General features: G+C 69.7%; 20 protein-coding genes. 7 read left to right on the forward strand and 13 right to left on the reverse strand.

All coding sequences use genetic code 11. The annotated features are described in order from the left end of the window. The 3 genes from RN51_RS04340 to mfd all read right to left on the reverse strand — a co-directional run. The coding region (locus RN51_RS04340) for a phosphotransferase (RefSeq protein ID WP_231579211.1) at positions 1-1,369 on the reverse strand (1,369 nt) is incomplete at its 3' end. After that, on the reverse strand, positions 1,366-1,992 hold the full coding sequence (locus RN51_RS04345; RefSeq protein WP_045262829.1) for a gamma carbonic anhydrase family protein: 627 nt from the start codon (positions 1,990-1,992) through the stop codon (positions 1,366-1,368). The genes RN51_RS04340 and RN51_RS04345, both read right to left, overlap by 4 nt. Before the next feature lie 35 nt (positions 1,993-2,027). Further along, positions 2,028-5,603, reverse strand: coding sequence for a transcription-repair coupling factor (gene mfd, locus RN51_RS04350; protein ID WP_045262830.1), 3,576 nt, complete (start codon positions 5,601-5,603; stop codon positions 2,028-2,030). Positions 5,604-5,681: 78 nt separating this feature from the next. Here mfd and RN51_RS04355 point away from each other — a divergent pair, with 78 nt between their 5' ends. The 7 genes from RN51_RS04355 to RN51_RS04385 all read left to right on the forward strand — a co-directional run bounded on the left by RN51_RS04355 (position 5,682) and on the right by RN51_RS04385 (position 11,301). Further along, positions 5,682-6,245 (forward strand): GNAT family N-acetyltransferase, encoded by a 564-nt coding sequence (locus RN51_RS04355; protein WP_045262831.1) that lies wholly within the window; start codon positions 5,682-5,684, stop codon positions 6,243-6,245. A gap of 74 nt (positions 6,246-6,319) precedes the next feature. Then, positions 6,320-7,183 (forward strand): Fpg/Nei family DNA glycosylase, encoded by an 864-nt coding sequence (locus RN51_RS04360; RefSeq protein ID WP_045262832.1) that lies wholly within the window; start codon positions 6,320-6,322, stop codon positions 7,181-7,183. A 285-nt stretch (positions 7,184-7,468) separates the two neighbouring features. After that, complete coding sequence (ribD, locus tag RN51_RS04365) at positions 7,469-8,530, forward strand: bifunctional diaminohydroxyphosphoribosylaminopyrimidine deaminase/5-amino-6-(5-phosphoribosylamino)uracil reductase RibD (RefSeq protein WP_045262833.1); 1,062 nt, start codon at positions 7,469-7,471, stop codon at positions 8,528-8,530. After that, positions 8,530-9,159 (forward strand): riboflavin synthase, encoded by a 630-nt coding sequence (locus RN51_RS04370; protein WP_045262834.1) that lies wholly within the window; start codon positions 8,530-8,532, stop codon positions 9,157-9,159. Before ribD ends, RN51_RS04370 begins: the two co-directional genes overlap by 1 nt. After that, positions 9,156-10,424 (forward strand): bifunctional 3,4-dihydroxy-2-butanone-4-phosphate synthase/GTP cyclohydrolase II, encoded by a 1,269-nt coding sequence (locus RN51_RS04375; protein WP_045262835.1) that lies wholly within the window; start codon positions 9,156-9,158, stop codon positions 10,422-10,424. The genes RN51_RS04370 and RN51_RS04375 overlap by 4 nt, the downstream gene beginning before the upstream one ends. After that, positions 10,421-10,894, forward strand: coding sequence for a 6,7-dimethyl-8-ribityllumazine synthase (ribH, locus tag RN51_RS04380; RefSeq protein WP_045262836.1), 474 nt, complete (start codon positions 10,421-10,423; stop codon positions 10,892-10,894). The genes RN51_RS04375 and ribH overlap by 4 nt, the downstream gene beginning before the upstream one ends. A 53-nt stretch (positions 10,895-10,947) precedes the next feature. Then, positions 10,948-11,301 (forward strand): hypothetical protein, encoded by a 354-nt coding sequence (locus RN51_RS04385; protein WP_045262837.1) that lies wholly within the window; start codon positions 10,948-10,950, stop codon positions 11,299-11,301. Here the strand turns inward: RN51_RS04385 and RN51_RS04390 are convergent. The 10 genes from RN51_RS04390 to RN51_RS04435 are packed head-to-tail and all read right to left on the reverse strand — an operon-like array spanning position 11,288 to position 21,457. Next, positions 11,288-12,712, reverse strand: a complete 1,425-nt coding sequence (locus RN51_RS04390) for an FGGY-family carbohydrate kinase (protein WP_045262838.1) — start codon at positions 12,710-12,712, stop codon at positions 11,288-11,290. The two genes, RN51_RS04385 and RN51_RS04390, sit on opposite strands and share 14 nt — an antisense overlap. Further along, positions 12,709-14,187, reverse strand: coding sequence for an FAD-binding oxidoreductase (locus RN51_RS04395; protein WP_045262839.1), 1,479 nt, complete (start codon positions 14,185-14,187; stop codon positions 12,709-12,711). Before RN51_RS04395 ends, RN51_RS04390 begins: the two co-directional genes overlap by 4 nt. Positions 14,188-14,229: 42 nt before the next feature. Continuing rightward, a complete protein-coding gene (locus RN51_RS04400; protein ID WP_045262840.1) occupies positions 14,230-15,006 on the reverse strand; it encodes an SDR family oxidoreductase in 777 nt (258 codons plus the stop codon). 9 nt (positions 15,007-15,015) lie between these two features. Next, the gene (locus RN51_RS04405; RefSeq protein WP_045262841.1) at positions 15,016-16,500 is read right to left on the reverse strand and encodes an NAD-dependent succinate-semialdehyde dehydrogenase; all 1,485 of its coding nucleotides are present in this window, start codon (positions 16,498-16,500) and stop codon (positions 15,016-15,018) included. Beyond that, positions 16,497-17,450: an NAD(P)-dependent oxidoreductase gene (locus RN51_RS04410; protein WP_045262842.1), complete on the reverse strand. Its 954-nt coding sequence runs from the start codon at positions 17,448-17,450 to the stop codon at positions 16,497-16,499. The genes RN51_RS04405 and RN51_RS04410 overlap by 4 nt, the downstream gene beginning before the upstream one ends. Then, positions 17,447-17,983: a formaldehyde-activating enzyme gene (fae, locus tag RN51_RS04415; protein WP_045262843.1), complete on the reverse strand. Its 537-nt coding sequence runs from the start codon at positions 17,981-17,983 to the stop codon at positions 17,447-17,449. The genes RN51_RS04410 and fae overlap by 4 nt, the downstream gene beginning before the upstream one ends. Then, complete coding sequence (locus RN51_RS04420) at positions 17,983-18,924, reverse strand: glycine betaine ABC transporter substrate-binding protein (protein ID WP_052674580.1); 942 nt, start codon at positions 18,922-18,924, stop codon at positions 17,983-17,985. Before RN51_RS04420 ends, fae begins: the two co-directional genes overlap by 1 nt. Before the next feature lie 43 nt (positions 18,925-18,967). Beyond that, positions 18,968-19,759, reverse strand: a complete 792-nt coding sequence (locus RN51_RS04425) for an ABC transporter permease (protein WP_045262844.1) — start codon at positions 19,757-19,759, stop codon at positions 18,968-18,970. Positions 19,760-19,761: 2 nt separating this feature from the next. After that, positions 19,762-20,799 (reverse strand): ABC transporter ATP-binding protein, encoded by a 1,038-nt coding sequence (locus tag RN51_RS04430; RefSeq protein WP_197073180.1) that lies wholly within the window; start codon positions 20,797-20,799, stop codon positions 19,762-19,764. Further along, the gene (locus tag RN51_RS04435) at positions 20,792-21,457 is read right to left on the reverse strand and encodes an ABC transporter permease (RefSeq protein WP_197073181.1); all 666 of its coding nucleotides are present in this window, start codon (positions 21,455-21,457) and stop codon (positions 20,792-20,794) included. The genes RN51_RS04430 and RN51_RS04435 overlap by 8 nt, the downstream gene beginning before the upstream one ends. Positions 21,458-21,477 lie beyond the last annotated feature (20 nt).

The raw sequence follows: 21,477 nt of genomic DNA on the forward strand, positions 1-21,477 counted from the left end.
GCGTCACCCGCCCGCCCGCCGGTGCTGCCACCCGCACGCGGGGGCCAGGAGGAAGATGCAGTTCACACGCCGTCGCCCACGTCTCCCCCGGCTCCGCGTCGTCGATGCGCGCCCGCGTGAGCCGGTACACCCCGTACGGCACGACCGCCACGGCGACTCCGAGTTCGATCGCCTCGGCGACCAGATCCTGCTCCGACGTCTGCTCGAGCCAGCGTCCGCTGTCGAGGTCCGCCGACTCGACGCCGGGATCGATCACGGCGACGCGGCCGGTGAGATCCGGCAGGAGCGCGGCCAACGGAGCGGCGTCCGGATCGGTCACCACCTCCGCCGCATCGAAGCCGGCGCCCTCATCGACGCCGACCGCGGCGAGCACGTGCTCGGTCATCTCGACGAGCGGCAGCAGGGTCGCGGCGTCGAAGATCGCCTGCTCACCCGCGACCCTCTCGCGCGCATAGTCGTTGTCCCCGTCGATCTCGAGCTGATGCCACCCGCTCGCGACCAGCAGAGCAGCGCGCAGCACCACGAGCGGCCAGACCGCCCTCGCCTCCGCGGCGCTCAGCGGCGCATCACGGTGGAAGGCGGCGACCGTCTCGATCACCCGCAGCGGCCGCTCCGGCTCGTGATGCAACATCGATGCCGCGCACACCGCCAGTTCGGCGACGCGCCAGCCGAGCCCCAGGTCACCGAGGTCGAGCACCGTGCGCGGGTGCAGCCGTGAATCCTCGCCGCGCGCCCCCATCACGTTGTCGTCCGTGAGGTCGCCGTGGATCGCCTGCACGGGAAGCCGGTCGGCGAGGGGTTCGAGTGCGGCGTGGGCTCTTGTCGCGGCGCGCAGCACCCGTCCCCGGAGCGCGGCATCGGCGATCGACGGCGCGAGCGCATCGATCTGCTCATACGCGACGCGCATGTCCCACATCTGCCGACGATCCAGACCGGGGTGCCTGAGCTGTTCCAGTGCTCGCGCAGACGCGGCGGCGAGCACACCGAACTCCGCGAGAACCACCGGGGCCAGATATCCGGCATCCACCATCGGCTCACCCGGCGCGAACTCGCTGCGCCGCGCGGCGAACCCGTTCCAGCGCTGGGTGAGCGCGCCGTCGAGGCCGGGGAGGACCGCGGGGACCTCGACGCCTGCGTCACGATAGGCATCGAGTGCGACGTGCTGCGCCTCGCGCTCGTCATCGCCGAACACCGGGTTGTCGACCCGCAGCACGCTCTTCGCCCCGTCCGTGGCCGTGAGCAGGAAGTTCCGATCCTGGTTGCTGCCCAGCTCCTCTGCCGTCACCACGATCCCCCAGCAGTCGAGGGCGATACGTGCGGCATCGGCCGTGCTGACGGCGGGGCGCACCAGGCCCACGTCGCCCGTCATGCGCGGTGCTGCCCGCGGTGCGCGTCGTCGAGGCTCACATCATGCGCATGCCGTGCGAGCGAGCTGCCGTAGCGCTCCGTCAGCTGCACCATCAGGTCGGGGGTGTCCCGGTCGACGCCGAAGACGTGCCCGGGGAAGTCGAGGTCGGGCTGCGCCGCCGCGATCTCCGCCTCCCGGTCGGGGGAGAACAGCTGCACCGGGTCTCCGACCGCCACCCACCCGATCGGCACGACCGTACCCTCCGGCAGCACCGCGCGGCGGAGCACGATCGCGTTGACGCGCACCTCGCAGCGCGGTCCGATCAGGGAGCCGTTGAACACCCGCGACCCCGAGGCGAGGAATGTCTCCTCCCCCACGGTCGCTCCGGCGATGCTCGACAGCGTGCCCACCAGGGTGTGCGATCCGATGTGCACCGCGTTCGCCGCGGTCGCCCGGATGAGCGCGTTCTCCATCACGATGACGTGCTCGCCGAGGGTGATCGCGCCTCCCTCCGCGGTGATGACGGCGCCGTGCAGCACCTGGCAGCCGGGCCCGATCTCCACGTCTCCGGAGACGACGGCGGTGGGGGCGATGACGGCGGTGTCATGGATGCGGGGGCGAGCCCCGAGGTGCTCGTACAACATGCGGCCAGACTAGTACTGCCGCCCGCGGCCGCGCGCTACTCGACCTTGACCGGTTCTGGGAAGATCGCGGTGAAGAGCTGACCGACCCATTCGAGCAGCTGCGCATCCGGCAGGGGTTCGAGACCCACGCCGACCGCAGCCGGCACCGTGGGCATCGGCACGACCAGCGCCTCTCCCCCGGAGACGAGCTTCGCCTTCGGGTACAGACGCTGCAGCCGCACCTTGATCGAGTCCTCGAGCCGCGCGGGCGCGATCCGCAGGTTCGACCCCATCACGACGACGTCGGTCAACCCGGCCCGTGCCGCACGACGGCGCAGGCGGGAGACGGCGAGCAGCCCCTCGACCTCTTCCGGCGGAGTGCCGTAGCGGTCGACGAGCTCCTCCACGACGAGGTCGATGGCGTCGTCCTTCGCGGTCGCGGCGGACGCGGCGGAGAGCTTCTGATACGCCTCGAGGCGCAGCCGCTCGCTGTCGATGTAGTACTCGGGGATGCGCGCGTCGAGCGGCAGCTCCAGCCGCAGCTCCTGACCGGTCTCGACCTCGTCGCCGCGGAAGGTCGCCACGGCCTCGCCGATCATGCGCAGATACAGGTCGAAGCCGACGCCGGCGATGTGACCGGCCTGCTCGGCACCGAGCATGTTGCCCGCACCGCGCAGCTCCAGGTCCTTGAGCGCGACCTGCATTCCCGAGCCGAGCTCGTTGTTGACCGCGATGGTCTGCAGACGATCGGCCGCGGTCTCGCTCAGCGGCTTCATCTCGTCGTACAGGAAGTAGGCGTAGGCGCGCTCGCGACCTCGTCCGACGCGGCCTCGCAGCTGGTGCAGCTGGCTGAGTCCGTACTTGTCGGCACGGTCGATGATGATCGTGTTCGCGTTCGCGATGTCGAGACCGGTCTCGATGATGGTCGTGGACACGAGCACGTCGAACTTGCGCTCCCAGAAGTCGTCGACCACCTGCTCGAGCTGGTGCTCGGCCATCTGACCGTGTGCGACCGCGATCCGGGCCTCCGGCACCAGCTCGGCGAGCTCGCTCGCGACACGCTGGATCGACTGCACCCGGTTGTGCACGAAGAACACCTGGCCTTCGCGCAGGATCTCGCGACGGATCGCTGCAGCCATCTGCTTGTCGCTGCGCGGACCGACGAACGAGAGGATCGGATGCCGGTCCTCCGGAGGCGTCGCCAGGGTCGACATCTCGCGGATGCCGGTGACCGCCATCTCCAGCGTGCGGGGAATCGGGGTGGCGCTCATCGCGAGGATGTCGACATTCGTCTTCATCTTCTTGAGCGCGTCCTTGTGCTCGACGCCGAAGCGCTGCTCCTCGTCGATGATCATCAGACCGAGGTCCTTGAAGATGACCTGATCCGTGAGGATGCGGTGGGTGCCGATCACCATGTCGACCGACCCCTCCAGCAGGCCCTGCAGGGTGAGTCGCGCCTCCTTGTCGGTCTGGAAGCGCGACAGCGGCCGCACCTTGACCGGGAAGCCGGCGAAGCGCTCGGTGAACGTCTCGAGGTGCTGCTTCACGAGCAGCGTCGTCGGCACGAGCATGGCCACCTGCTTGCCGTCCTGGATCGCCTTGAACGCGGCACGGACGGCGACCTCGGTCTTGCCGAAGCCCACATCGCCCGAGAGCAGACGGTCCATCGGGATGGGCCGCTCCATGTCGGCCTTGATCTCGTCGATGGTCTGCAGCTGGTCCTGGGTCTCGGCGAACGGGAAGGCCTCTTCCAGCTCGCGCTGCCAGGGGGTGTCGGGGCCGAACGCGTGGCCCTTCGCGCTCATGCGGGCGGAGTACAGCTTCACGAGCTCGACCGCGATGTCGCGGACGGCCTTGCGTGCCTTGCCCTTGGCCTGCGACCAGTCGCTGCCGCCCATCTTGGAGAGTGTGGGCGCCTCGCCGCCGACGTACTTCGAGAGCAGGTCGAGCTGATCGGTCGGAACGAACAGCTTGTCGCCGGGGTACCCGCGCTTGGAGGGCGCGTACTCGAGCACGAGGTAGTCGCGGGTGGACTTCGTGGCGTTGCGTCCGCCGGTCGACACCTCGCGCTGGGTCATCTCGACGAAGCGGCCGATGCCGTGAGTGGAGTGCACCACGAAGTCACCCGGCTTGAGCTGCAGCGGGTCGACCACGTTCTTGCGACGGGACGCGAGCTTCTTGACCACGCGCTGGTCGCCGCCGATCGTGCGGCCGTAGAACTCGTTGTCGGTGAGGACCGCGAGCTTCGCCTCCGCCACCTGGAAGCCGGCTTCCACGGACCCGGTGACCAGCGTCGCGACGCCGCCCTCCGGTGCCTCGATGAGGGTCTCGACGACTCGGGCGGCCAGGCCGCGGTCGGCGAGCACGTCGCGTGCGCGGTCGACCAGACCGCCACCCGCCGCGATCACGACGACGCGCCACCCGTCCGTCAGCTTCGCCTCGACGAACGAGATCGCTCCGTCGACGTTGCCGTGGAACGAAGGGATGACCGCGGCGCCGAGGTTCGTGGCGTCGACATCGCCCTCGCCGAGCCCGGCTCCGAACGGGCTGAGCCGCCACCACACGCCGTCCCGACCGCGCACGACGTCGCGCAGTTCCGCGATCGTGAGGAAGTCGCCGGCGCCGAGGTCGATGGGAGCCGATGCCCCCGAGGTCGCAGCGCTCCACGCGGCGTCGAGGAACTCGCGGTTCGTGTCGCCGAGCGTGATGGCGCGTGCGCTCGAACGCTCCGGGTCGATGATCGCCGTGGCGCTGCCGACCGGAAGGTACTCGGCCAACGACTTCAGCGGCCCCGCGACGGCGGGAAGCAGCGACTCCATGCCCTCGACCGGGATCCCCTCGGCCATCTTCTCGAGCATTCCCGAGATCGCGGGGAAGCCTCCGACCAGGGCGCGGGCACGATCGCGGACCTCTGCGGTGAGCAGCAGCTCGCGGGTGGGAGGCAGATCGACGCCGGTGACATCGCCGGGCAGCGAGCGCTGATCGGCGACCGAGAACGCGCGGATCTGATCGATCTCGTCGCCGAAGAACTCGACGCGATACGGATGTTCCGAGGTCGGAGGGAAGACGTCGAGGATGCCGCCACGCACCGCGAACTCACCGCGACGGGACACCATGTCGACGCGCGAGTAGGCGCGCTCGACCAGCTGCTCCACCACATGGTCGAGCTCGTTCCCTCGACTGCCGACCGCGAGTTCGAGCGGGGCGATCTCGCCCAGATTGCCCGCGATCGGCTGGAGCGCGGCGCGCACGGACGCCACCACGACGAGCGGGTGATCGCCCGACCACTCGGCGATCCGGCGCAGGGTCTGCAGCCGGAGGCCGACCGTGTCGGGGCTCGGGCTGAGCCGCTCGTGCGGCAGCGTCTCCCAGGCCGGGAAGGTCAGCACATCGGCGTCGGGAAGGTACGCGTGCATCGCGAGCGCGAGGCTCTCGGCCCTGCGCCCCGTGGGGACGACGGCGAGGAGGGCGGCCGGGTGCCCTGCCGCGGCGCGCTTCTCGATCAACCCGGCGAGCGCAGGCGCATCGAGCCCGTCGACCAGGCCGATATCGGCGTCGGTGCGCGCCCAGGTGAGGGCATCGCGGTACAGAGACGCCTCTTCCAAGGCGCGCAGAATCCCCGGAACAGTCACCGGACAAGACTAGTCGCGCCCACGGACACTCCGGCCGCTCCGCGTTCGCAGGGGCACAGGTCTTCGTAGGCTGTCGGGATGCGATCCGTCGACCTCACCACCGAACGTCTCGTCCTGCGCGCCCCGACGGAGGCCGACATCGATGCGATCACAGACGCCTGTCAGGACCCGGAGATCCCGCGCTGGACGACCGTCCCGAGCCCCTATTCGCGCGAGGACGCCGCGGAGTTCGTGCGCCTCGTCGCGGAGCAGTGGGACACGGAGTCGGAGGCCGTCTGGGGCATGTACGCGGATGGCGAGCTCGTCGGCATGATCGGGCTGCACAACAGGACCGAGCACTTCACGGGTGCGACCGCCGAGCTCGGCTACTGGGTGACGGAGGCCGCCAGGGGCAAGGGGTATCTCGCGGAAGCAGGCAGGGCCGTGGTCGACTGGGGGTTCGTCGGGCTCCGACTGGTGCGCATCCGCTGGCAGGCCGTCGCGGGCAACGTCCCCTCCGCCCGCGCCGCGCGCGCACTCGGCTTCCGGTACGAGGGCCTGCAACGGCAGGCGCTCACGAGCCCGCGCGGCCGGGACGACGGCTGGATGGCCGGGCTGCTGCCGAGCGACGACCGCACCCCCGTGGACTGGCCCATCCTCTGAGGTTCGTGACCGCGCGAGCGATGACCTCGGCAGCCGAGCGTGACAGTGTCGGCGGCCGGTGACAGGATGAACGCATGCCGGAGATGCCGGAAGTCCAGGGCCTGTCCACCTTCCTCGCCGAGCGCGCCGTAGGGCACACGATCACGCGCGCGACCGTCTCGGCGATCGCCGCGCTGAAGACGTACGACCCGCCGATCCACGCGCTTCAGGGGCAGACGATCACGGCGTCCACCCGTCTCGGCAAGTTCATCGTGCTCTCCTGCGGCGACGACCTGCACCTGGTGTTCCACCTCGCGAAGGCCGGCTGGCTGCGCTGGTACGAGGCGCTCCCCGCGACGCTCATCAAACCGGGCAAATCCCCCATCGCCCTGCGCATCGCGCTCGACGACGCCAGCGGGTTCGATCTCACCGAGGCGGGCACGAAGAAGTCGCTCGCGGTGTATGTCGTCCGCGATCCGCAGGAGGTGCCGGGCATCGCCAGGCTCGGCCCCGATCCGCTCGACGAGACGTTCACGCGTGAGACGTTCGCCGCCCTGCTCGACGGCCGCCGCATGCAGATCAAGGGGCTGTTGCGTGACCAGGCGGTGATCGCGGGCATCGGCAACGCGTACTCGGACGAGATCCTGCACGCCGCCCGCATGTCGCCGTACGCGATCGCCGGCACGCTCGACGACGCCGAGATCGATCGCCTCTTCGACGCCATGCGCGAGACGCTGACCGAAGCGGTGGCGGAGGCCTCCGGCAAGCCCCCGGCGGACCTGAAGGATGCGAAGCGCCGCGGGATGCAGGTGCACGCACGCCGAGGAGAGGCCTGCCCGGTGTGCGGCGACACGGTCCGCAGCGTGTTCTTCGCCGACCGTTCGCTCGAGTACTGCCCCACCTGCCAGACGGGCGGCAAGGTGCTCGCCGACCGGCGCCTCTCCCGACTTCTCAAGTGACGTGGAGCGCGAGACGTGCGCCGTTGCATGTCTCGGAATGAAATCTGCGCGGACGCGTTGACTACACTCAGATCAACAACGTGCTCCGGGGTCGGTGGGAATCCGAACCGGCGGTGACAGTCCGCGAGCGTCTCGAGAGATCGAGGTGCCGATCCGGTGGAATTCCGGGACCGACGGTGATGCGAGGGAGACCTCGCTAGTCCGGAAGGGAGGCAGCACGAGGCGCATGCGTGCGTCCGTTCCGCCATCCCTGCCCGAACCCGGAGCCTCAGAGGAGGACGACGGATGGCAGTGAACGCGGCAGAGCGCCACGCGATGGATCGCGCGCTCCACCTCGCCGCCCGCGGGCCCCGTGGAGTGAACCCGCAGGTCGGCGCGGTCATCCTCTCCCCCGACGGCACCGTCCTCGCCGAGGGCTGGCACCACGGCGCCGGCACTCCGCACGCCGAGGTCGACGCGCTTTCGAAGCTCGCTCCTGGCGAGGCCGAAGGAGCGACGGCCGTGGTCACCCTCGAACCCTGCAACCACACCGGCCGCACCGGTCCCTGCGCGGTCGCGCTGATCGAGGCGGGCGTCTCCCGGGTGGTCTACGCGCTCGACGATCCCGGCGCCGTGTCCGGCGGTGGCGCAGAACGCCTGCGCGCTGCCGGCGTCGAGGTCGAGTCCGGCGAGCAGGCGGATGCCGCGCACGCCCTCATCGCCGGATGGCTGACCGCCCAGCGGCTCGGCCGTCCGCACATCACGGTCAAGTGGGCGCAGAGCATCGACGGTCGCGCCGCCGCCGACGACGGATCGAGTCGGTGGATCACCGGACCGGCAGCTCGCGCCGACGTGCACCGTCGCCGGGCAGAGGCCGATGCGATCGCCGTCGGCACGGGGACGGTGCTCTCCGACGATCCCGCACTCACGGCCCGCGAGGGTGACGCCCTGCTCCCGCATCAGCCGATCCCCGTGATCATCGGAACGCGGCCCACACCCGCCGCGGCCGCCGTGCATCGCCACCCGCAGACGCCCCTGTTCTTCGACACCCGCGACCTGCACGCCGTCGCGGCCGACCTCCACGCCCGCGGCGTGCAGAGCATGTTCGTGGAAGGCGGACCGACGCTCGCCAGCGCGTTCATCGCGGCGGGGCTCGCCGACCGGGTACTCGCGTACATCGCGCCCGTGCTGCTGGGCGGACGCCGACTCGCCCTGACCGAGATCGGGGTCGGATCCATCGACGAGGCGCGCCGCCTGGTCGTCGACGAGTGGGTGCCTCTCGGCGAGGATCTGCTCGCGATCGCACACCCCGCGGACACGGGGGACCCTGCGCATCCCACGAACCCCCAGAGCGAAGGAGCCGCCTGATGTTCACCGGAATTATCGAGGAGATGGGTGAGATCACCGCGATCACCCCCGCGGGCGACGGCTGGCGTCTCACCGTGCGCGCGCCCCGCGCTGCTGCGGACGCCGTGCACGGCGAGTCGATCGCCGTCTCCGGCGTGTGCCTGACCGTGGTCGGCTCGACCGCAGACACCTTCGACACCGACGTGATGAAGCAGACTCTCGATGTGGCTGCGATCGGGTCGGCGACGGTCGGCACCCGCGTGAACATCGAGAAGGCCATGCCGGTGGGCGCCCGACTCGGCGGCCACATCGTGCAGGGCCACGTCGACGGGGTCGGCGAAGTGCTCGAGGTGCGACCCGGCGCGCAGTGGAGCGTGCTCCGGATCAGCCTGCCCGCCGATCTCGCCCCTCTGGTCGTCGACAAGGGATCCATCTCGGTCGACGGCACCTCGCTGACGGTGAGCGCCGTGAGCGCCCCTGCAGTCCCCTCCCCGTGGTTCGAGGTCTCGCTGATCCCCGAGACGCTCGCCGCGACGACCCTCGGCGTCCGCGCCGTCGGAGACCGCGTGAACCTGGAGACCGACATCCTCGCCCGCCACGTGGAACGCCTCCTCGCGTTCCGGGCCGCACCGGAAGGAGGCTCGCGATGAGCCTTGCCACGATCGACGAAGCCCTGGACGCCCTGCGCGCCGGGCGTCCTGTCCTCGTCGCCGACGACGAGAACCGCGAGAACGAAGGCGATGTCATCCTCTCTGCGGAGCTCGCGACGCCGGAGTGGGTGGCCTGGACCGTGCGCTGGTCGTCCGGTTTCATCTGCGCCCCGATGCCCGCCGACCTCGCCGACCACCTCAACCTCCCGCCGATGGTCGCCGCCAGCGAAGACGCCCGCTCGACCGCCTACACCGTGAGCGTCGATGCAGCGGACGGCGTCACCACCGGCATCAGCGCGCACGATCGCGCCCACACCCTGAACGTGCTGTCGAACCCGGAGTCGACCTCGGCCAGCATCATCCGACCCGGTCACGTGCTGCCGCTTCGTGCGGTGGACGGCGGCGTGCGCGAGCGCAGCGGCCACACCGAGGCAGCCGTCGAGCTCATGAAGCTGGCGGGGCTCCGTCCCGTCGGAGCGATCGCCGAGGTCGTCGCGGAGGACGGCAGCATGATGCGCCTTCCCGGACTCATCGAGCTCGGCGCGAGAGACGGCGTGCCCGTGATCACGATCGAGCAGCTCATCGCGCACCTGAACGAGATCGACCCCGAAGGGGCGACCCCGAGCGCGCACCGTGGACGCCGCGTGAGCCTGCGCGCCGATGCCACAGTCCCGACCACGCACGGCACGTTCCGCTTCCTCGCGTACAAGGACCGCATCACCGGGACCGACCACATCGCGGTCGTCTCGGGTGAACCCGGCGACACCGCGCTCGTGCGCGTGCACTCGGAGTGCCTGACCGGAGAGGCGTTCGGGTCGCAGAAGTGCGAGTGCGGTCCGCAGCTCGACTCCGCCCTCGACGCGATCGAGAAAGAGGGCGGGATCGTCATCTACATGCGCGGCCACGAGGGGCGCGGGATCGGCCTGATCAACAAGCTGCGCGCCTACAGCCTGCAGGAGGAGGGTCTCGACACGGTCGACGCCAACCTCGCGCTGGGGCTGCCGGCCGATGCCCGCGACTACGCCGCGGCAGCCGGCATCCTCTCGGACCTCGGCGTGTCGAAGGTGCGCCTGCTGACGAACAACACCGACAAGGTCGCGCAGCTGCGCGACCTCGGCCTCGACGTGATCGAGCAGGTGCCGCTGATCGTCGGTGTCGGCCCGAACAACCACCAGTACCTGGAGACCAAGCGTGACCGGATGGGTCACATCATCGGCGAAGCAGACCTCGCAGAGGCCCTCGCCCACGGAAAGGACGACGAATGAGCGGCGCAGGAGCACCCGAGACCGGCAACATCGACGGGCGGGGTCTGAACGTCGTCATCGTCGCCGGCACCTGGCACGAGACGATCTCGAACGGCCTGATCGCCGGGGCCGAGCGCGTGCTCGACGCCGCGAACGCCACGCACCGCCTCGTGCGCGTGCCCGGCTCGTTCGAGCTCGCGCTCGCCGCGCAGGCTGCGTTCGCCGGTGGAGCCGACGCGGTCGTCGCGCTGGGCGTGATCATCCGTGGAGGAACCCCGCACTTCGAGTACGTGTCGGCGGCGACCACCGACGGTCTCACGCGAGTGGCGCTGGATGCCGGCAAGCCCGTCGGCTTCGGCGTGCTCACCCTCGACGACGAGCAGCAGGGATTGGACCGTGCCGGGCTGGAAGGGTCCAAGGAGGACAAGGGCGCCGAGGCTGCGGATGCGGCACTGCGCACCGCGCTCGTCACCAGGGAGCTCCGCGGCTGAGGTCAGCCTGCCCTTGCTAGCGCAGAGGGGGCCCGCCCTCGTACGGTGAGGGCATGGAGACCCTGCGCCATATCGTCGTGTTCATCCACCTGATCGGCTTCGCCGTGCTGTTCGGGGCCTGGGCCGCTCAGGCTTTCGGCGGCAAGCGCCAGATCACGAAGCTCATGGACTACGGTCTCGCGATCGCCGGTGTCGCCGGACTCGCTCTCGCCGCACCGTGGGGCATCGAGTACGACCTCAACTACGTCAAGATCGGCGTCAAGCTGGTCGTGCTCGTCATCATCGGGGCGCTCCTCGGCATCGGCTCGGCCCGGCAGAAGCGCGGAGACGCCGTGCCGCCGGCCGTGTTCTGGCTGATCGGCATCCTGGCGCTCCTGAACGCGGGACTCGCCGTCATCTGGCGCTGACCGGCGCCTCCTCCCTCTCGAACAGCTTTCGCACGCGCGGCAGCACTCGCGCATAGGTCCGCTGCACCTCGGCGTAGGCTGCTCTCGCTTCGGGGTCCACGTCCACTTCCACCCCCACCGCGACCATCGAGGCCACGGCAGCGTCCCATGAGGGGTGCATCCCGGTGCCGACGGCCGCGCAGATCGCCGCCCCCATCCCGGCGGCGTCATGCACCAGGGGCACCCGCACCGGGACTCCGTACACGGCGGCGAGGATGCGCAGCATGAGCGTCGATCCGCTTCCGCCGCCGGTGACGAGCAGACCCCTGCGGGGGCGACCGAGTACCCGTCTGGCACGGGAGTCCGCCGCCTCCGTCTCGATCGCGAGGGCCTCGAGGATCGCCCGGTGGATGTGGAAGCGCCCCTGCGTGCCGTCGAACCCGACGAGGGCGCCGCGTCGCCACGGTTCATCGGCGGGCGCGAGCCAGTCCAGAGCAGCGACCAGGCCGCCGGCGCCGACGGGCACGTCCTGAGCGCCCCGGTTCAACTCCTCTTCGGAGACGGTGATGTCGGCGCTCGACAGCAGGTCACGGAACCAGCTCACCGTCCACATCCCACGGCGCACACCTCCGCTCTCGTAGAGGAACGCACCCGGCTCCGCGGCGAAGTTCGTCCAGACGTCCGGGTGCTCCGGCAGCGGCCGATCCCCCGGCGTCATGGTCGCCACGTAGGTCCCGAGGGACAGCAGGGCATCGCCCTCATCGCGGAGTCCGGCGCCCAGTGCCTCCACGGCTTTGTCGTTCGCGGTCGCGATCACCGGAATCCCGGCGGGCAGACCCGTGAGCTCGGCGGCCCGCCCGGTCAACAGGCCGAGGGGCTCGCCCGGCGCCACGAGCTCGAACAGCATCGAGGGATGCATGCCGGTGCGGGCATATTCGTCCGCATCGTCGCTCCACCCCCAGCGAGCCGTATCGATCGGCCAGACCCCCTGTACGTTCCCTGCGGCGTCGCGCCTCTCCCCCGTGAGCCGGTGCCCGAGGTATCCGGACGACGTGGTGACGTACACCGCGTCTTCGACCTCCCTCTCGTAGGCTCGCGACAGCCGCTCGTCCATCCAGCTCATGACGGGCTGCGCCAAGGTGCCGTCGGCGCGCAGCACCGCCCGGCAGAAGCGGATGGTGCACAGGCCCACACCGCGGATCTCCTCGGGGTCTCCGGGGAACTCCGCCATCGCCATGCGGACGGCGGCGACGATCGAGTCCCACAGATCGTCGTCAGGGTGCTCCCATCGACCGGGCGCCGGCGAGGAATACGGGCGCAGGGCTGCTCGCGCGCTGGCGTGCACGACGCCCGTCCCGTCGACGATGAGCACCTTCGTGCTCTGGGAGCCGTTGTCGATCGCGACGACGTAGCCCGGCGCCGTCGTGCTCACGCCGTCAGCTCGCCGTGCTCCAGCGGGTAGATGGTTCCCCGATTCATGATCCCCCTGGGGTCGAGCCCGTCCTTGAGCATCCGCAGCAGCCGGTACGCGCTGCCGTGCTCCTCGTGGGTCCACGGCGTGCGGTACTTGCCGATGCCGTGGTGGTGGACCATCGAGCCGCCCAGACGCAGCGCCTCCTCGACCACGATGGCGTTGAGGGGCTCGTGGTACTCGGTGATCTCCTGGCGCGGCTCGCACCGGATGTCGTAGTCGTACACGAAGTAGAGGTTGGTGCCGGTCTGGTAGCTGTGCGAGGAGTGCGCGCCGAGCAGCGTCAGGTCGCCCGCGCGCGGGAACTCGGTCCTGGCACGGCGCATCACGGACTCGAACAGCTCCTCCACGCCCGACCAGTCGATCGACACCTCCGTGGTGTAGCCGAGGCGCGCGTTCTCGAGCATCTCGCGCTTCTCGGCGTCGATCTTGTCCTGACCCCAGTTGAGGTTGTCGAACCATTCCTCGATCAGCGCCGGGTCGACCTTCTCGTGCGGGATCCCGGCGAAGATCTCCTCGACCCCCGCGGCCGTGGCGTCGGCCACGCCCTTCGGTCCCTCGGCGACGACGACCACGACCGCTCTGCCCCCCGCGAAGTGCGAGAAGTGCTGCGCCGCATCCTCCTCGGAGTACGCGCGCGCGACGGAGGGCCGGTAGCCGGCGACGACGATCTCGCGGAGACCGGCCACACCGGCGGGGAGCGAATCGACCAGATACCCGAGGAAGCGATTGTTCTCGGGCTGGTACGTGAACACCTTGACGGTGACCTCGGTGATGACCGCGAGCGCGCCCTCGTTGCCGATCACGATGTGGCGGATGTCGGGGCCGGCCGCACGACGCGGAACGTTCTTGACCCGCACGACGTCGCCGTCCGGGAGCACCGCCTCGAGACCGACGACCATGTCCTCGATCCCGCCGTACAGGGTGGAGAACTGGCCGATGGACCTGGTCGCGACGAGTCCCCCCATCTGTGCGAGAGGCTTGGACTGCGGCGAGTGCCCTGTCGTCAGGCCCTGCGCCCGCAGCGTGTCCTCGAGCACCTGCAGCGGAACGCCGCACTGCGCAGTGACCATCATGTCGACCGGGTCGATCTCGAGGATCGCGTCCATGCGGGAGCCGTCGAGCACGAGGGAGTCCTCGACGATCGTCTCGAGGCCGCCCTCGGTCGCCGTGCGTCCGGTGCGCGGGACGACGTTGACGAGATTCTCTGCGGCGAACGCGAGGATCGCCGAGACGTCCGCCGTCGAGCGGGCATAGACGATCGCGGCCGGGATCGGACCGTCGAAGATGCCGTGCACCGAGGTGTACTTCTTGAAGCGGTCGACGCTCGCCTCGCGCAGCGCCTGCGCCTCGGTCTCGACCTGGTCGGCGCCGAGGAGCTCCTGCATGCGGGTGACGATCTCCTCGCGTGAGAGAGCGGATCGTGAAGTGACCATGGGGAGGGTGTCCTGTTCGTTGGGTGTGGAGGCGCGCCGCTGTCAGCGCACCAGGTAGCCGCCGTCGACCGACAGCACGTGTCCGTTGACGAAGTCGGAGGCGGGACTGGAGAGGAAGACGGTCGCGCCCATGAGGTCGGCGACGTCCCCCCACCTCCCCGCCGGGGTGTGGTCGACGATGCGGCGGTTCGCCTCGTCGTCGGCCCTGGTATCGGAGGTGAGGGGAGTCGCGAAGTATCCCGGGGCGATCGCGTTGACCTGGATGCCGTGGCTGCCGAGCTCATCGGCGTACGCCCTGGTGAGACCGGCGATGCCGTGCTTGGTCGCCGCGTAGGCAGGAGATCCGAGTCCGCCGAGGAACGAGAACAGCGAGGCGATGTTGATGATCTTCCCCGAGCCCTGCGGGATCATCCGCTTGGCGGCTTCGTGCGACATCTCGAACGCGGCGGTGAGGTTGACCGCGACCATGGGGTCCCACTGCCCGCGGCCGAACTCGGTCACGTCCGCGATGCGGCTGATCCCGGCGGAGTTGACCAGGATGTCCAGTCCCCCGAACGCCTCGACGCATGCGTCGATCACCCTGGCAGGTGCCCCGTCGGCGGTGATGTCGATGCGTAGCTCCCGGTAGCCGACCCCGGCCTCGGTGAGGAGCGCAGCGGTCTCGCCACCGTCATCGAAGAGCGTGGGGACGAACACGTCGGCTCCCGCCTTGGCGAGGGCGAGCGTGAACGCCTGGCCGAGGCCGGTGTTCCCGCCCGTGACGATCGCTCGTCTGCCCTGGAGCGAGAAGTGATCGAGGGAGAAGTCGGTGATGTGCACGATGATCCTTCAGGAAAGAGTGCCGGCGAACGGGTCGGCGATGCCGATGTAGGTCGTCTCGAGGTATTCGTCGATCCCCTCGAAGCCGCCCTCACGACCGATGCCGGACTGCTTGACGCCCCCGAACGGGGCAGCCGGGTTCGACACGAGGCCGGTGTTGAGGCCGAACATCCCGGTCTCGAGCCGCTCGGCCAGACGGAGACCGCGATTGAGGTCCTGCGTGTACGCGAAGCACACGAGGCCGTACTCGGAGGCGTTGGCGAGCCGCACCGCCTCGTCCTCGTCACGGAAGGTCGTGATCGGCGCGACCGGGCCGAAGATCTCCTCCTGGAGGATGCGGGCATCCCGTGGCACGTCGACGAGCACGGTCGCAGGGTAGAAGTACCCGCGACCCTGCGGAACGCTTCCGCCGAGCGCGATGCGCGCGCCGTCCTCGACAGCGCCGGACACGAGCTCGACGACCTTGTCCCTGGTCGCCTGATCGACGAGCGGGCCGAGCGTCGATTCCGGGTCGGTGCCGCGCGCATTCACGGAGCCCGCCATGCGGTCGATGAGGCGGGAGGTGAAGACGTCGGCCACGCTCTCGTGGACGAGGAATCGGTTCGCCGCCACGCATGCCTCCCCGCCGTTGCGCAGTTTCGCGAGGAGGGCTCCTTCGACGGCCGCATCGATGTCGGCGTCCTCGAAGACGAGGAACGGTGCGTTGCCGCCGAGCTCCATCGACACGCGCAGCACCTGGTGGGCGGCGTCGGCGATCAGCCGTCGTCCCACCTCGGTCGATCCGGTGAAGGAGAGCTTGCGCAGGCGGGGATCGGCGATGAGGGGCCCGGTGACCGCACCCGCGCGACTGGTCGGGATGACGTTCACGACCCCGTCCGGCACGCCGGCCTCGCGCAGGACTTCGGCGAACAGCAGGGCCGTGAGGGGCGTGAGCGCTGCAGGCTTGAGCACCGAGGTGCACCCGGCGGCGAGCGCCGGAGCGATCTTGCGTGTCGCCATCGCGAGGGGGAAGTTCCAGGGCGTGATGAGAAGGCTGGGGCCCACGGGGCGTTTCGCGACGAGCAGTCGATTGCGGCCGTCCGGTGCGGTGGCGTAGCGCCCCGAGATGCGCGGCGCCTCCTCCGAGAACCAGCGCAGGAACTCGGCTCCGTAGGCGACCTCGGCACGCGACTCGGCGAGCGGCTTGCCCATCTCGAGGGTCATGACGAGTGCGAAGTCCTCCGCGCGTGCCGTGACGACGTCGAATGCCCGGCGGAGGATCTCACCCCGTTCACGCGGAGCGGTCGCCGCCCAGGCTGCCTGTGCTGCGGCAGCCGCATCCAGCGCCGCCATGCCGTCCTCCGGCGTCGCGTCGGCCACCTCGGCGAGCACGTCGCCGGTCGACGGGTCGTGCACCGCGAAGGTATGCCCTGAAGCCGCATCCCGCCACTGCCCGCCGATCAGCAGGCCCTTCGGCACGGAGGCGATGACGTCGATCTCGCGAGCGGCGCTCATGCGGCCACCTCCCGACGCAGGTCGCGGCCGAGGACCTCTTCGTACAGGCGCACGGGTGACATCTCGCCGGCGCGGTCTCCGTAACGCGCCCGCGCCCGGCGGAAGATCTGCTCGACGAGCGAGGACACCTCCACCGGCATTCCCACCGATCGGGCGAGGTCGACGGACAGACCCAGGTCCTTGCACGCGAGGGCGATCGCGAACCCCTCGTCGTAGTCGCCGTGGTCGAGGATGGACAACACGTCGCGGGAGACGAAGGTGCTGTTCGCCGGGCTCGCGATGAGCGCGTCGCGAAGCACACCGAGGTCGACGCCCGCCGCGACGCCGACCGAGAGCACCTCGGCGGTCGCGACCAGGTGCGAGAACCACAGCTGGTTGATCATGAGCTTCACTGCGTACCCGGCGCCGTGACCGCCCACATGGAGGATCCGCTCCGGGTCGCCCATCGCCTCGAACACGGGGCGCAGCCGCTCGACGTCTGCGGCCTCCCCTCCCACGAAGATCTGCAGCATTCCGTTCGCCGCTCCCACCGACATCCCGCTCACGGGCGCATCGACCAGGTGCAGACCGCGGCCGGCGGTCGAGGCCCTGACGCCGTCCAGCACGTCGGGCACGGAGGTGGACATGTCGATCCAGGTGCCGCCGTCGGGAAGTCCGGCGACGAGACCTTCCGGGCCGGTCGCCACGGCTTCGACGTGTTTCGGCGTCGGCAGCATCGTGATCACGAGGTCGCTGGATGCGGCGACCTCGCGGGGCGTGTCCGCCCACGTCGCGCCGCCGGCGATCAGCGCCTCCGCCGACTCGCGTCGGAGATCGGTGACCACCAGGGGGAAGCCGGCAGCCTGCAGGTTGAGCGTCATGCCGGATCCCATGTTGCCGAGGCCGATGAAGCCGACGGTGGGCCGGGTCTCGACGCGTTCGGGGTCGAGGGCGGGGGTGGGAGAACTCATCGGTCGTGCGTGTCCTTCGAGATCGGAGTGGAGGGAGTGAAGAAGGGATTACGTGGCTCGTGCCGCGCAGCGAGCACCTCGTCGAGGAGCGGCAGCCCGCCGGCACCGTTCACCAGTGCGGTGCGCGTGGCCTCGCGGTTGTTCCGGTAGACGGCCTCGGCGTCGTCGGCTGCGGGGTTCACCCACACTGCGGCGATGAGGGCGTGCGTCTCCGCGGACTCGGAGGGGATGGCCCCCTCGGCCACGGCATCCGCGACACCGGCCGCCACGCCCGCCTGCGCGGGGCCCCAGATGAGGAGGCCGTGCTCGTCGCCGGCCGGGGCCGCCTTGGTGACGAACAGGGTCATCGGCTTGACCGGCAGGGAGGGCCGGAGCACGGCGACGAAGGGCACGTGCCCCGCGCTGGGGCTGGCGAGGGCGGTGGCCCATGCCGTCCCCGCCGGGCCCTCGCGATGACCGAGCACGGTGTTGATGTGCGCCGCGTTCACGCCTTCTCCGACGAAGCTCTCGCCGATCTGGAGGGACGCGGTCATCAGATGAGTCCCTGCTCTTCGAGCCAGTCGATCGCGATGTCCTCGGGATCCTCGCCGTCGACATCGGCCTTGGCGTTGAGCTCCTGCATGACCTCGGTGGTCAGCAGCGGGCTCAGCTTCGCCAGCACGTCGGCGATCGCCGGGTACTCGTCCAGCGTGCTCTGCTTGAGCGTGAAGCCGCCTTGGTAGCTGGGGAAGAACTCCTTGTCGTCCGCCATGACCACCAGGTCGAGCGCGGGGATGCGGCCGTCGGTCTGGAAGACCTCGCCGAAGTTGCAGTCGTCGCCCTTCTGGGTCGCGGTGTAGATGACCCCGGTGTCGAGCATCGTGACGTTCGCGTCGGGAGCGTCGAAGCCGTAGGCGGCCTTGAGTCCGGGCCAGCCGTCGTCCCGCGTCGAGAACTCGCTCTCGATGCAGAAGGTCTGATCGGCGCTCGGCAGCTTCGCCACGTCGCTGAGCGTCTTCACACCCAGCTTCTCGGCTTCGCTCTGGCGGATCGCGAAGGCGTAGGTGTTGTTGAACGGAGCCGGATCCAGCCATGCGATGCCGTTCTCGGCGTCGGCCTTCTTCACGGCGTCGAACTGCGCCTCGGCGCCCTGCACGGGTGCGGTGTTGCCGTTGTAGGTGATCCACGAGGTGCCGGTGTACTCCCAGTAGCCGAGGAACTGGTCGTTCTCGAGCGCCTGCCGCACGTTCGCGGAGCCGACGAGCTTGGTGTTGGCTTCGACGTCCGCGCCGTGGGCGTTGAGCAGCTCAGCCGTCATGTAGGCGAGGATGTACTGCTCCGAGAAGTCCTTCGAGCCGATCTCGCCGGTGAGACCTTCGAGCTCGTCGCCCTGGGCGCCGGAGCCCCCTGCGGAGCTGGAGGAGCAGCCGGCGAGCAGCAGCGTGCCTGCGGCGATCGCGGCGAGCGAGGCGGATGCGATGGTACGGGTGTTCATTGCGGTTCCTTTCGGGATGAGGACGTGAGGAGGACGAGGGGTGTCACAGGCCCTTGGGGCGCACGATGTCCTCCACGACACCGGCTGCCCAGTCGATGAGCACGGCGATCGCGGCGACGAGGACCGCACCGACGACGAGCACGGGATAGCGCTGGAGCTTCAGACCGTTGATGATCATGTCGCCGAGGCCTCCGGCGTTGATGAACGTCGCCACGGTGGCGACTCCGACGGCGAACACGAGAGCGGTGCGAAGGCCGGCGAGGATCACGGGTGAGGCGAGCGGGAGCTCGACCCGACGGAGGACCTGCGCGGAGGTCATGCCCATTCCCCTCGCCGATTCGCGGATGTTGGGGTCCACCTGCGCGAGTCCGGCGATCGTGTTCTGCAGCACCGGGAGGAAGGAGTAGATCACGAGGGCGAGGAGGGCGGTGGTGAATCCGGTCTGCCAGACGATCGCCAGCAGGATCACGACGCCGATCGCCGGTGTGGCCTGGCCGATGTTCGCGATGCCGATCACGATGCCGCGGAAGACCTTCGACCGCGAACGGCTCACCGCGATTCCCGCCGGGATGGCGAGCACGGCGACGAGGATCGAGGCGATGATCGAGAGCACCAGGTGCTCGCCGATCCGCGACGTGATGTAGCCGGCGTTGAGCGTGCGCTGCTCGATCGAGTCGAGTTCCAGGCTGGAGACCCACGCGTAGGTGAGCAGCAGCACGACGGCGACCACGATCAGCGGCATCGTCCGTCGCAGCAGCACGGGCATCCCCCGGCGCCGGACACCCTGCGTCTGGAGCACCGTGGTCGCCGAGGGGACCACCTGCGGGCCGGTCATGATCAGCCCTCCTCGGCGCGGCGCACGGGACCTTCGACCCCGAGCGCGGCGGAGATGGCTGCCTGGTCGATCGAGCCGACGACCTGGCCGGCACGCGTCACGTTGACCCGTGCGGCTCCCGTGACGACCAGGGTGTCGAGTGCCTCGCGCAGGGAGGCGTGCTCGTCGACGGTCGCCGCGGGTGCCGCGGTGTCGGCCGCCCCGATGCGGGCATCGGCGACCGGGATGAGGGCGAGGCGCTTGAGCGCCGCCCCCTCTCCGATGAACGAGCGCACATAGTCGTTGGCCGGTTCCGCGAGGATGCGCGCGGGGGTGTCGAACTGCTCGATCTGGCTCCGGTCGCTCAGCACGGCGATGCGGTCCCCCATCCGGATCGCCTCTTCGAAGTCGTGCGTGACGAAGATGATGGTCTTGCCGATGTCGGCCTGGAGACGGAGGAACTCGGCCTGCAGCTTCTCGCGGGTGATCGGGTCGGTGGCGCCGAACGGCTCGTCCATGAGCATGACGGGCGGATCGGCGGCGAGCGCTCTGGCCACTCCGACGCGCTGCTGCTGTCCACCCGACAGCTGCCGCGGATAGCGCTGTGCGAACGTGCCGGGGTCCAGCTGCACGGTGCGCAACAGCTCGTCGACACGCTCGGCGATCCGGGACTTCGACCAGCCGAGCAGCTTCGGGACGATCGCGATGTTCTCCGCGATCGTGAAGTGCGGGAATAGACCGATCTGCTGGATCACGTAGCCGATGTGGCGGCGCAGCTCGTTGCCGTCGAGCGAGAGCACGTCGTCGCCGTTGATGCGGATGGATCCCGACGTCGGTTCGATGATGCGGTTGATCATCTTCATGGTCGTGGTCTTGCCGCAGCCGCTGGGGCCGACGAACATGATCAGCTCACCGGGGTCGATGCGCATCGAGAAGTCCTCGACGGCCGGTGCCGACTGCCCCTGGTACTGCTTCGTGATGTGGTCGAGCACGATGTCGACCCCGCCCTGCTGGGCTGCGAGAGAGGTGAGAACGCCGGTGTTCGTGGTGATGTCAGGCACGGAGACCCCTTGAGGTGGTGAGACGGGCGATGAGCACGAGGATGCCGTCGAGGACGAGGGCGAGGAGGATCACGGCGACGGTGCCCGTGAGCGCGTAGTTCAGGGCGTTCTTCGAGCCGAGCGAGCTCAGCCCCTTGAAGATGTACTCGCCGAGTCCGGGGCCGGCGACGTACGCGGCGATCGCCGCGATGCCGACCGTGAGCTGAGCGGCGACGCGGATGCCGGTCATGATGACCGGCCAGGCGATCGGGAGCTGGACCGTGAGCAGGATGCGGGTCGGGCCGAGACCCATGCCGCGAGCTGACTCGAGCACCGGGAGGGGGACCTCCCGGAGCCCGACCACCGTGTTACGGACGACCGGGAGCAGGGAATAGAACACCAGCGCGACGACGGTCGGAAGCCATCCGAGTCCGAGCACCGGGCTCAGCAGCGCCAGGAGCGCGAGGGACGGGATCGTGATCGCGACGGCCGCGGCGGTGAGGACGCTGGTGCGGGCGATGCGATGGTTGCGCACCAGGATGCCGAGCCCCACGCCGATGATCGCCGCGAGGACGACGGAGATGAGGACGACGACGAGGTGATCGCGAGTGAGCTCGAGGATGTCGTCGGCGCGACGCGCGAGGAAGGCCATGAGGTCTTCCCAGTTGAATCCGGACAAGGGGGCTCCTGTCTCGTCTT

Origin of the sequence: Microbacterium oxydans, assembly GCF_000956405.1 — a bacterium.
Classification (GTDB): Bacteria; Actinomycetota; Actinomycetes; order Actinomycetales; family Microbacteriaceae; genus Microbacterium; species Microbacterium oxydans_C.

What these genes read in the sequence shown, in the direction of transcription:
- RN51_RS04345 (WP_045262829.1), bottom strand. Translation starts at nt 1,992, where the DNA reads ATGTTGTACGAGCACCTCGGGGCTCGCCCCCGCATCCATGACACCGCC.
- RN51_RS04355 (WP_045262831.1), top strand. Translation starts at nt 5,682, where the DNA reads ATGCGATCCGTCGACCTCACCACCGAACGTCTCGTCCTGCGCGCCCCG.
- RN51_RS04360 (WP_045262832.1), top strand. Translation starts at nt 6,320, where the DNA reads ATGCCGGAGATGCCGGAAGTCCAGGGCCTGTCCACCTTCCTCGCCGAG.
- ribD (WP_045262833.1), top strand. Translation starts at nt 7,469, where the DNA reads ATGGCAGTGAACGCGGCAGAGCGCCACGCGATGGATCGCGCGCTCCAC.
- RN51_RS04370 (WP_045262834.1), top strand. Translation starts at nt 8,530, where the DNA reads ATGTTCACCGGAATTATCGAGGAGATGGGTGAGATCACCGCGATCACC.
- RN51_RS04375 (WP_045262835.1), top strand. Translation starts at nt 9,156, where the DNA reads ATGAGCCTTGCCACGATCGACGAAGCCCTGGACGCCCTGCGCGCCGGG.
- ribH (WP_045262836.1), top strand. Translation starts at nt 10,421, where the DNA reads ATGAGCGGCGCAGGAGCACCCGAGACCGGCAACATCGACGGGCGGGGT.
- RN51_RS04385 (WP_045262837.1), top strand. Translation starts at nt 10,948, where the DNA reads ATGGAGACCCTGCGCCATATCGTCGTGTTCATCCACCTGATCGGCTTC.
- RN51_RS04395 (WP_045262839.1), bottom strand. Translation starts at nt 14,187, where the DNA reads ATGGTCACTTCACGATCCGCTCTCTCACGCGAGGAGATCGTCACCCGC.
- RN51_RS04405 (WP_045262841.1), bottom strand. Translation starts at nt 16,500, where the DNA reads ATGAGCGCCGCTCGCGAGATCGACGTCATCGCCTCCGTGCCGAAGGGC.
- RN51_RS04410 (WP_045262842.1), bottom strand. Translation starts at nt 17,450, where the DNA reads ATGAGTTCTCCCACCCCCGCCCTCGACCCCGAACGCGTCGAGACCCGG.
- fae (WP_045262843.1), bottom strand. Translation starts at nt 17,983, where the DNA reads ATGACCGCGTCCCTCCAGATCGGCGAGAGCTTCGTCGGAGAAGGCGTG.
- RN51_RS04420 (WP_052674580.1), bottom strand. Translation starts at nt 18,924, where the DNA reads ATGAACACCCGTACCATCGCATCCGCCTCGCTCGCCGCGATCGCCGCA.
- RN51_RS04425 (WP_045262844.1), bottom strand. Translation starts at nt 19,759, where the DNA reads ATGACCGGCCCGCAGGTGGTCCCCTCGGCGACCACGGTGCTCCAGACG.